Raw genomic sequence first — 10,683 nt, 5'->3', positions numbered from 1 at the left:
GGCCCCACCCTATTTATACCCGCTTATGTGCGTGGGCAGGGTCTTTTTTTTAAAAGACCCCGGGTCTACCCCGGTCCACTATCTCAATTTCCGGGCGGGGGGGCCGCGTTACAGCGCGGCGCCCTTCGTGTATCGGAACGCCCAGTGTTTCGGGGCGCACCGAAACGCGTCACACGCACGATGACGAGGACCAGATGACGGTGAAGCCCCTCTACCGACGTGTCTTGCTGAAAGCGTCGGGCGAAGCGTTGATGGGCGAGCAGCATTTCGGCATCGACGTATCGGTGGTCGACCGCATCGCCGCCGACATCGCCGAGGCCCGCGCATTGGGCATCGAAGTCGGTGTCGTCATAGGCGGCGGCAACATCTTCCGTGGCGTCGCGGTTGCGTCAAAAGGCGGAGACCGCGTCACCGGCGACCATATGGGCATGCTTGCCACGGTTATCAATTCGCTGGCGCTGCGCACCTCGCTCAACAAGATCGGCGTCGACGCCGTGGTGCTGTCGGCGATCGCCATGCCCGAGCTTTGCGAAAGTTTTTCGCAGCGTCAGGCGACCGCCTACATGAACCAGGGCAAGGTCGTCATCTTCGCCGGCGGCACCGGCAATCCGTTCTTCACCACCGATTCGGCTGCGGCCCTTCGCGCCGCCGAGATCGGCGCCGATGCTCTGTTCAAGGGCACCCAGGTCGATGGTGTCTATTCGGCTGATCCCAAGAAGGACCCGCATGCGACACGTTTCGAGCGGATCAGCCATGACGAAGTCATCAAACGCGGGCTTTCGATCATGGATACGGCGGCGATTGCACTTGCGCGCGAAAACAACATTCCGATAATCGTCTATTCGATCCACGAGAAGGGTGGCTTCGGCGATATCCTGAGGGGCGGTGGCCGTTGCACGGTTGTCGCAGACGATTGACCGGACCATGAACCCGAAAGGGACCGGTTGCGGATGAGGCTCGAACAGGGCCTAAGCAGTGAACCCGGGTTAACGGGTCGAGGAGACGATGATGAGTGGCGAGTACGACGATCTCAAACGGCGCATGGACGGGGCGATCGCCGCGTTCAAGCATGATCTGGCTTCGCTGCGCACCGGCCGCGCGTCGAGCAACCTGCTCGATGCCGTCCAGGTGCAGGCCTATGGCACCACCATGCCGATCAACCAGGTGGCAACAGTGTCGGTGCCGGAACCGCGCATGATTTCGGTTTCGGTCTGGGACAAGTCGATGGTCAGCGCAGTCGACCGCGCCATCCGTGAAGCCAATCTCGGCTTCAATCCTATCGTCGACGGTACCAATCTCAGGATTCCGCTGCCCGAGCTCAACGAACAGCGCCGCAAGGAGCTGGTCAAGATCTCGCACGGTTATGCCGAGAATGCCCGCGTCGCCGCACGCCACGTTCGCCGGGACGGCATGGACTTTCTGAAAAAGGCGGAAAAGGACGGCGACATCAGTGAGGACGACCATCGCAAACGGGCCGACCAGGTTCAGAAACTGACCGACGAGACAATCAGCACCATCGACCACCTGCTTTCCGACAAGGAAGCGGAAATCATGCAGGTCTAGGGTCTGGCCACGCCTGGCCCGGAAGCGAGAATATGGCAACGCCCGCGCATGTCGCGATCATCATGGACGGAAACGGACGCTGGGCCAAGGCGCGCGGCTTACCGCGGCTGGCCGGTCACCGCGCCGGCGTCGAGGCGCTGCGCAAGACAGTTCGCGCCGCCCCCGGCCTCGGCATCTCCTTCCTGACCGTCTACGCTTTTTCGTCGGAAAACTGGTCACGGCCGAAATCCGAAGTCAGCGACCTCATGGGCCTGCTGAAGCTTTTCATCCGACGTGACCTCGCCGAGCTGCACCAGAGTGGGGTGCGGATCAGGGTCATCGGTGACAGGGCAGGGCTGCAGCCCGACATAAGGGGGCTGCTCGAGGAAGCCGAAACGCTCACTCTCAGCAACGAGGCGCTGACACTGGTCATTGCCTTCAATTACGGCGGGCGCGACGAGATCGTGCGCACCGCGCGCAAGCTCGCAGCGGCGGCGGCGCGCGGTGAGATCGAGAGCGACGCGATCACGGCCGATTCCTTTGCCAGCTCGCTCGATACAGAGGGCATTCCGGACCCGGAACTGGTCATCCGCACCAGCGGCGAGCTTCGGCTGTCCAACTTCCTGTTATGGCAGGCCGCCTATAGCGAACTCGTTTTCCTGCCTTGCTACTGGCCCGACTTCAGTCGCGAGCACCTGTCCGATGCACTGCGCGATTTCGCCGGCCGCGAGCGCCGCTTCGGCGGACTTGCCGCCCAAGATGTCGCCTCAGGCTGAGGAATGAGCAACCTCCAACTCCGGGTCATTTCGGCCGTCGTGCTTGCCATCGTCACGCTTGCCCTGACCTGGCTCGGCGGACTGTCCTTCCGGTTGCTTTGCGCCGCCATGGCGGCGGTGATCTTCTACGAGTGGACGCGGATGAGCCGCCCCGTTGCCCCGGCAGGTGCTGGTGCCACGGCAGGTCTCGGCTTTCTGCCCGAGGCGCTGATCGTGGTCTTTATTGGTGCCCTCGTCGCCGGCCTGCCTGCGTCTTTGCTGCTGCCGCTCGTCGCGGCTCTGGTTGCTGTCACTGCCGTCGCTTCTTCCATGCGCAGGGCAGGACCGTGGGAAGCATCCGGCCTTGCCTATGCGGCCGTGTCCGGCTTGTCGCTGGCCTTCTTGCGTGACGGCGACCATTCAGGGCTGCTGGCCATTCTGTTCCTATTCGCCGTGGTTTGGGCGACCGATATCTTTGCCTATTTCGTCGGCCGCTCCATCGGTGGTCCAAGGCTGGCGCCGTCGATCTCGCCGGGCAAGACGCGGAGCGGGGCGCTCGGTGGGGTGGTCGGCGGCGTAGTGGCCGGGCTGCTTCTGGCCGCCGTAGCCGGAACGGGCAACCTCGTCGTGCTTGGCGTGGTCGCACTGGTGCTTTCGATTGTCGCGCAGGCCGGCGACCTGTTCGAATCATGGGTCAAGCGACGCCACGGCCGTAAAGATTCCGGCACGCTGATACCCGGCCATGGCGGCATCATGGATCGGGTAGATGGGCTTGTCGCGGCGGCTTTCGCCCTATACGTCATCGGCTGGATTTCCGCGACCGCCGACCATCCGGCACAGGGGCTGTTTCCGGTTTGAACGGCATCGTCGGTGGGCCGGCGCGGGGCTGCGTCATGGATTCGCCTGGATTGATGTCACAGTCGCGGCGTGATCTGTGCCGTGGATGAATTTGAGGGCATGAATTGAACGAGATTTTTCACGCGGTTTTCAGCACAGAGGGCTTTGTCCTCGGCACGCTGGTGCCTTTCCTGTTCGTGCTGACCGTGGTCGTTTTTGTCCACGAAATGGGCCATTACCTCGTCGGGCGTTGGTGCGGTATCGGCGCAAAAGCCTTTTCGATCGGTTTCGGCCCAGAGATCATCGGCTTCAACGATAGCCGCGGCACGCGCTGGAAGCTTTGCGCCATACCGCTCGGCGGCTACGTCAAGTTCGTCGGCGACATGAACGCGACGTCGAGCCAGCCCAGCTCGGAGGAGATCGAGGCGCTGAGCGACGAAGAACGCAAGGTTGCCTTCCACACGCAGCCGATCTGGAAGCGGGCGGCGACCGTCGTGGCGGGGCCGCTGTTCAACTTCCTGCTGACGATCGCCGTCTTTGCCGTGCTGTTTTCCGTCCATGGCCGGCCCGTGCTGGAGCCGATGGTGGCTGAGGTCACCGTCGGCAGTCCGGCCGCCGCGGCCGGCATCATGCCCGGCGACCGATTCGTCAGCGTCGACGGCAGCAAGGTCGAGACCTTTGCCGACGTCCAGCGTCTGGTCTCTGGCCGCGCCGGCGACAGCATCACCTTCGTCATGTTACGCGCCGGCAAGGAAATCACCGTCACGGCGACGCCGCGCTTGATGGAACAACAAGACGCACTGGGCAACAAGGTCCAGGTGGCCGTGATCGGCGTCGTCAACAACAAGGAACTCGGCCAGCCACGGCTGATCACCTATAGTCCGGCCGGGGCGGTCGGGGCAGCGGTCCAGGAAACCGGACACGTCATCCAGCGTACCGGCCAGTTCCTGCAACGTTTCGTTGTCGGTCGCGAGGACAAGTGCCAGCTGGGCGGCCCCATCAAGATCGCCAAGATGTCGGGTCAGGCGGCAAAGCTCGGCTTTGAATGGCTCGTGCAGCTTGTTGCATTCCTGTCAGTCGGGATAGGGATTCTCAACCTTTTGCCGATTCCCCCCCTCGACGGAGGGCATCTTCTGTTCTACGGCGTGGAGGCTGTCATCCGGCGGCCGGTGTCCGAACGCATGATGGAAATGGCTTACCGAAGCGGCCTCATATTGGTGCTCGGGTTCATGGGCTTTGTTTTCTGGAACGATCTGTTTGGGTGCTGAAATCATGAAGGAATTTGGCTTCGGCACGAGCAATGTTGAGACGCCGTTTACCATGCGTGGGGATATGCGTGACGCGAAAGCCACGCCTCAGGGTTAAGTAAATACAAATTAACCAGAAGCCTTGCGTGTAGGGAAAATCCGGTTAATACGGTAGGGGAAATTACCGCACGTCCGGTTTTCTCGCCGTGGGGACTTCGAGAAAAGGTACAAAAGCCCGATGAAGGCAGCATCCAAGTTTCTGAGCGCCGCGTCCGCGGTGGCTATGTCCGCCGCTCTGGTTGTACCAGGCGCGCTCGCAGTGCAGTTCGTTGCCACATCGGCCGCCGAGGCGGCTGTCGTCTCCAGAGTCGAAGTCACCGGCAATCAGCGTGTCGACGCGGACACCATCCGCAATTACGTGACGATCAAGCCCGGCAAGGCGTTTTCCAGTTCGGATATCGACGATGCGGTCAAGGCGCTGTTTGGCACCGGGCTGTTTTCGGATGTGCAGATCAACCAGGTCGGATCGACGCTGGTCATCAAGGTGTCCGAATACCAGGTCGTCAACCAGGTGCTGTTCCAGGGCAACAAGAAGCTTAAGGACAACGCGCTTGAGGCCGCGGTGCAATTGAAGCCGCGCGGCACCTTCTCGCAACAGCAGCTCGATGCCGATGTCGAGGCGGTCAAGGCCGCATACCGGCGTATCGGCCGCGACGATGCCGCCGTGACCACCCAGATCATGGATCTCGGCGACAACCGGGTAAACGTGGTCTTCAACATCAACGAAGGCGGCCGCACCCAGATCGCAGCGATCAATTTCGTCGGCAACAGCGCCTATTCGAGCCGCCGGCTGTCGGACATCATCTCCACCAAGCGTTCGTCCTTCCTGTCGTTCGTGCTGCGCGACGACGTTTATGACGAGGACAAGCTGCGCGCCGACCAGGAGCTGCTGCGCCGCTTCTATTATAATCACGGCTATGCCGACTTCCAGGTCGTCTCGGCTGTCGGCGAACTCGACGACACCACCAACAAATACACCGTCACCATCACGGTACAGGAGGGCGAGCGTTATACGTTCGGGGATGTCAGCGTCGAAAGCACGATCCCCGAGGTCGACGCCAAGTCGCTTGAATCGGTGGTCGAGACCCACAAGGGCGATGTCTACAACGCCAAGAACGTCGAGGACACGATCATCGCCTTGACCGAAAAGGTCGCTGGATCCGGCTATGCCTTCGCCCAGGTGACGCCGCGCGGCGACCGCAACTTCGAGAACCACACGATCTCGGTCGTCTATACGGTCGATCAGGGGACCAAGGCCTATATCGAGCGCATCGAGATTCGCGGCAACGATCGGACGCGCGACTACGTCATTCGCCGCGAGTTCGATGTCAGCGAAGGCGATGCTTTCAATCAGGTGCTCATCCAGCGCGCGAAGAGGCGGCTGGAAGCGCTCGATTATTTTGAAAAAGTCGAAATTTCCACCGTTCCGGGTTCTGAGCCGGACCAGGTTGTGCTGGTGGTCGATGTGGTCGAGAAATCGACCGGTGAGTTCACGGTCGGCGCCGGTTATTCGAGCGGCGGTGAAACGTCAGGTCCGTCCGTCGAAGGTTCCGTCAGTGAGCGCAACTTCCTCGGTCGCGGCCAATTCATCAAGGTGGCGGCGGGCGGTGGCAAGAACTCGCGCGACTACAGCTTCTCTTTCACCGAACCCTATTTCCTCGGCCGCCGGATCGCGGCCGGCTTCGACATCTACAAGCAGAGCCGAAACTACGACCATTACGACAGCGACACGACAGGCGCGACCGTCCGCTTCGGTCTGCCGATCACCGACAACATCTCAACGCAGCTGGCTTATAATATTGCGCAAGAGAAGTACGAGTTCGACGAGGGCTGCGTTCCCGTTATCAATGGTGGCACCTGCGACGTCTCCCAGGCGATCGTAAACGGCGTTGAAGAGAGCCCATGGCTCAAGTCCTCGGTCAGCCTCGGCCTGATCTACAATACCATCGACGACATGAAGAACCCGCATGACGGTATTTATGCCAATGTCGGCACCGAAGTGGCCGGCGTCGGCGGCGATGCCAAGTTCATCAAGGTCACGGCGCGCGGCAGCATTTATCAGACGTTGTCCGAACAATTGGACCTGGTGGGCCTCGTTTCGGGCGGCGCTGGCCATGTCCAGGGATATGGCAACGGCGATCTGCGCGTCTTCGACCATTTCCAGAGCAGCGACCGTATGATCCGCGGTTTCGAATATGGCGGCATCGGCCCGGTTGCTTCGGACAACAGCAATGACCATCTCGGCGGCACTACCTACTTCAATGCCTCGGCGGAAGCTCAGTTCCCGCTGCCGGTCATCCCCGAAAGCTTCGGTTTGCGTGGCGCTGTGTTCGCCGATGCGGCAACGCTCTACGGCAGCAAAATCGCAAGTGGCCTTGTCAATTCTTCGACAACCGGCATGGAATGGCGCGCTTCCGTCGGTGTCGGTTTGATGTGGGCATCGCCTTTCGGCCCGATCCGCATCGACTATGCGATCCCGGTCAAGAAAGAAAAGACCGACGACGTGCAGGAATTCAACTTCGGCATATCGACCCGCTTCTGATGTAGCGGGCAATGATGCTTCCGGCTCGTTTGGATCCGGATGGCAGTGATCCGACACTACAGCGCAGCGCGTCCTATCGGACGCGCAAAGGACGTTGTAGCACTTTGATTTGCGCATGATCCTTTCCGAGGGTCGATTTCCGATTTTCGGGGTCATGCGCTAGCTGGATATTGCTTCTGGAATGACCGATCCGGTGTTCTTCGCGCCCTCACGCCGGTATACGGCCGGCGAAGTCGCGAATCTGACCGGTTCGACGCTTGTTGATTCCGGTCTCTCCGATGTATCGATCGAGGCTCTGGCGCCCGCCAACGAAGGCGGCGAGAACGCCCTTGTCTTCGTCGATGGCAGGCGCAATTTCGCCCTGATGCAGTCACTGCGGGCGGCGGCGGTTCTCTGCCCTGCCGAATTTGCCGGCAAGGCGCCGGCGGGCATCGCAGTGCTGGTGCATCCGCGCCCGCAGCAGGCCTTCGCAATGGTCGGGCGTCTGCTTTTTCCGGCGGCTGCAACGCCTGGACCGATGACCGGCGAAACCGGTATCTCGCCGCACGCCCATATCGATGCGACTGCCCATGTCGAGGCCGGTGCGATCATCGAAGCGGGTGCGATCATCGGACCTCGCGCTGCCATCGGCAGCGGGACCGTCATTGCCCCGCATGCGGTCATCGGTCCGTCCTCGCAGATTGGCCGCGACGGCTATGTCGGTCCAGGTGCCAGCGTGCAATATGCGTTGATTGGCAATCGCGTCATCATCCATGGCGGTGCCAGGATCGGCCAGGATGGCTTCGGTTTCGTGGCCGGCTCCAAGGGTCCGGAGCGGGTTCCGCAGATTGGCCGCGTCATCATCCAGGACGACGTCGAGATCGGGTCGAATACGACCGTCGATCGCGGCGCCATGTCCGACACGATCATCGGCCAGGGCACCAAGATCGACAATCTGGTGCAGATCGCGCACAACGTTCGCATCGGCCGCAATTGCATAATAGCCGGGCTTTCGGGTATTTCCGGTTCCGTGACGGTAGGCGACAACGTCACCATGGGTGGCGGTGTCGGCCTTGCGGATCATTTGACCATCGGGTCCGGGGCCAAGCTTGCGGCAAGAAGCGGGTTTATGAGCAATGTGCCTGCCGGTGAGATTTGGGGAGGATATCCGGCGCAGCCGATGGCGGAAGCCATGCGCGAGATAGCGGCCTTGCGCAGACTTGCACGGACGCGCAAACAGGGTGAGGGGGGAAATGGCTGACATCGCAGCGGCGACGCTCGAAGCGGTTGACATAATGCGGCTGATGAAGCTCCTGCCGCACCGCTATCCGTTCTTGATGATCGACCGTATTGTCGACATAGATGGCGACGAATCCGCCATCGGCATCAAGAACGTCACCATAAACGAGCCGCATTTCCAAGGTCATTTCCCCGACCAGCCGGTCATGCCCGGCGTGCTGATCATCGAGGCGATGGCGCAGACGGCCGGCGCCATCTGCATCCGCAGCCTTGGTACGGAAAAGCCGTCGCTGGTTTATTTCCTGACCATCGACAATGCCAAGTTCCGCAAGCCGGTCGTTCCAGGCGACCAGCTGAAAATTCATGTGAAGAAAATCAAGAAACGCGGCAATCTTCTCAAATTCGCTTGCGAGGCCCTCGTCGATGGCGCCAAGGCGGCGGAAGCCGAGATCTCGGCGATGATGGTCGCAAGCGGCTGACAAACGAATGCTAATGAAAATCCAGACAGTCATCCATCCATCGTCGGTCATCGAGGCAGGCGCCCAAATCGGCGAAGGCGCCCGCATCGGGCCCTTCTGTCACGTCGGCCCCGACGCCGTGATCGGCGACCGCGTCGAACTGGTCAGCCATGTCTCGGTGATTGGCGCGACCACCATCGGTGCATCGACCAAGGTCTATCCGATGGCGATACTGGGCGGGCCGCCGCAGAACACCAAGCACAAGGGCGGCCGTACCACGCTAGTGATCGGCGAGAACTGCACGATCCGCGAAGGTGTCACCATGCATGTCGGCACCGATTCCAGCCGCGGCGAGACGACGATCGGCGACAACGGCAATTTCCTTGCCTATGCCCATATTGCCCATGACTGCGTGGTCGGCAAGAACGCCACCTTCGCCAATCAAGCGACGTTAGGCGGGCATTGCGAAGTCGGTGACAATGTCTACATCGGCGGCCTTACCGCGGTTCATCAGTTTGTCCGCATCGGCGATAACGCCTTTCTCGGCGGTTGCTCGGCGATCGTCGGCGACGTCATTCCTTACGCCATCGCCGTTGGCAACCGTGCCAGCCTTCGCGGCCTCAACATCATTGGCTTGAAGCGCGCCGGCCTGCCGCGTTCGGAGATCCACTTGCTGCGCAAAGCCTACAAGACGATCTTCGATCGCTCCCGGACCGTCGGCGAAAACATCGAATTCGCCAAGGCGGAATTCGCCTCGTCGCCGACTGCCATGAAGATCGTCGACTTCATCGCCGGTCGCGGCAAGCGGCACTACGCCGTGCCGTCGCTCAAGGGTAGCGACGGCGACGATACCGATGATGAAGACTGAGGGCAGATGACGAAGATTGAGGCTGCCGGAAAGGGCCTTGATCTCGCGCCAGATGCCAAGGTCGGCATCATCGCCGGCGGCGGCAGTCTCCCGGTCGAAATTGCCCGAGCGCTCGCCCGGCAAGGCAAATTGCCCTTCGTCGTGATGGCGGCCGGCGAGGTCGATCGCATAGCCGATTTCGAGCCCTATGAGCAGGCAACCTTGAGGCTGGAAGACGTCGGCTCGCTGCTGCCGATCCTTAAGCGGCATCACGTTACGCATCTCGTAACCGCGGGTCATATCACGCGCCGCCCCAGGCTGAGCGCCATGCGCCTCAATTTGGGCCTGCTCGCGTGGCTACCCAGCCTCTTCGTCGGTGTAACCCGGGGCGACGATACGGTGCTGAAACTGTTCGTGCGCAGGATCGAGCGCAGCGGCATCAAGGTCGTCGGCGCTCACGAGATCGTGCCGGAGCTGGTCGCCGCCGAAGGCCTGCTGACCAAGGCGGCGCCACGCAAATCCGACTGGCGCGACATCGAGGCGGCGCACGCGGCGGCAAAAGCCATCGGCGCGCTGGATATCGGCCAAGCGGCTGTTGCGGTCGGCGGCCGCGCCATTGCGTTGGAAGGCGTCGAAGGCACCGACGGGCTGCTCGAGCGGACAAGGGAGTTGCGCGGGCATGGCAGGCTGGCCGGCGGGAGCCGAGGTGTTCTGGTCAAATGCGCCAAGCCCGGTCAGGAACTGCGTGCCGATCTGCCCTCCATCGGCCCGCTGACCGTCGAGGCGGCGCATGCCGCCGGACTGGCCGGCATTGCCGTCGAAGCCGGTCGCTCGCTAGTGCTCGAAGGTCCCGCCACCATCGGACGTGCCAATGCGCTCGGCCTGTTCGTAATCGGCCTGCCTGCTGCGGAGCCGGCGCATGGCGAATGAGCGGCCGTTGAAGATAGCCGTCGTCGCCGGCGAGGAGTCCGGCGACCTGCTTGGCGCCGACCTTGTGCAGGCGCTCAAGCGCATGACCGGGCGCGAAGTTCGGCTTGTCGGCATCGGCGGCCGCCATTTGCAGGCGCTCGGCCTGGCGCCATTGTTCGACGGCAGCGAGATCGCACTGATGGGGCTTAGCGCCATCCTGCGCGACCTGCCGCGCCTGATGCGGCGGATCGGCCAGACGGAAAACGCG

At 61.9% G+C, this 10,683-nt stretch carries 10 protein-coding genes and 1 pseudogene; all 11 read left to right on the top strand.

All coding sequences use genetic code 11. The annotated features are described in order from the left end of the window. Positions 1–194 precede the first annotated feature (194 nt). Entirely contained in the window at positions 195–917 is a 723-nt protein-coding gene (pyrH, locus tag NKI52_RS32195; RefSeq protein WP_023674934.1) for a UMP kinase, read from the top strand. 91 nt (positions 918–1,008) lie between these two features. Beyond that, positions 1,009–1,563, top strand: coding sequence for a ribosome recycling factor (frr, locus tag NKI52_RS32190; RefSeq protein WP_084640965.1), 555 nt, complete (start codon positions 1,009–1,011; stop codon positions 1,561–1,563). A 32-nt stretch (positions 1,564–1,595) separates the two neighbouring features. Then, on the top strand, positions 1,596–2,318 hold the full coding sequence (locus NKI52_RS32185; protein WP_352700815.1) for an isoprenyl transferase: 723 nt from the start codon (positions 1,596–1,598) through the stop codon (positions 2,316–2,318). Between the two features lie 3 nt (positions 2,319–2,321). Continuing rightward, positions 2,322–3,155 (top strand): phosphatidate cytidylyltransferase, encoded by an 834-nt coding sequence (locus NKI52_RS32180; RefSeq protein WP_352474281.1) that lies wholly within the window; start codon positions 2,322–2,324, stop codon positions 3,153–3,155. 104 nt (positions 3,156–3,259) lie between these two features. Continuing rightward, on the top strand, positions 3,260–4,402 hold the full coding sequence (gene rseP, locus NKI52_RS32175; protein ID WP_023674938.1) for an RIP metalloprotease RseP: 1,143 nt from the start codon (positions 3,260–3,262) through the stop codon (positions 4,400–4,402). A 217-nt stretch (positions 4,403–4,619) separates the two neighbouring features. Then, complete coding sequence (gene bamA, locus NKI52_RS32170) at positions 4,620–6,983, top strand: outer membrane protein assembly factor BamA (protein WP_352625621.1); 2,364 nt, start codon at positions 4,620–4,622, stop codon at positions 6,981–6,983. Between the two features lie 181 nt (positions 6,984–7,164). Next, positions 7,165–8,223: a UDP-3-O-(3-hydroxymyristoyl)glucosamine N-acyltransferase gene (gene lpxD / locus NKI52_RS32165; protein WP_352700814.1), complete on the top strand. Its 1,059-nt coding sequence runs from the start codon at positions 7,165–7,167 to the stop codon at positions 8,221–8,223. Beyond that, positions 8,216–8,680 carry a 3-hydroxyacyl-ACP dehydratase FabZ gene (gene fabZ, locus NKI52_RS32160; protein WP_023674942.1) on the top strand — a complete coding sequence of 155 codons (465 nt, stop codon included), beginning with the start codon at positions 8,216–8,218 and terminating at the stop codon, positions 8,678–8,680. The genes lpxD and fabZ overlap by 8 nt, the downstream gene beginning before the upstream one ends. A gap of 13 nt (positions 8,681–8,693) precedes the next feature. Continuing rightward, entirely contained in the window at positions 8,694–9,527 is an 834-nt protein-coding gene (gene lpxA / locus NKI52_RS32155) for an acyl-ACP--UDP-N-acetylglucosamine O-acyltransferase (RefSeq protein WP_352474276.1), read from the top strand. 6 nt (positions 9,528–9,533) lie between these two features. Further along, positions 9,534–10,436, top strand: a complete 903-nt coding sequence (locus tag NKI52_RS32150; RefSeq protein WP_352448825.1) for an LpxI family protein — start codon at positions 9,534–9,536, stop codon at positions 10,434–10,436. After that, a pseudogene (locus NKI52_RS32145) lies at positions 10,426–10,683 on the top strand (lipid-A-disaccharide synthase); the annotation flags it as partial. The gene NKI52_RS32150 and the pseudogene NKI52_RS32145, both read left to right, overlap by 11 nt.

It is taken from the genome of Mesorhizobium sp. M0590 (genome assembly GCF_040320905.1).
Classification (GTDB): Bacteria; Pseudomonadota; Alphaproteobacteria; order Rhizobiales; family Rhizobiaceae; genus Mesorhizobium.
Note: the sequence above shows the minus strand (reverse complement) of the source record. Positions and strands in the feature narration are given on the sequence as shown.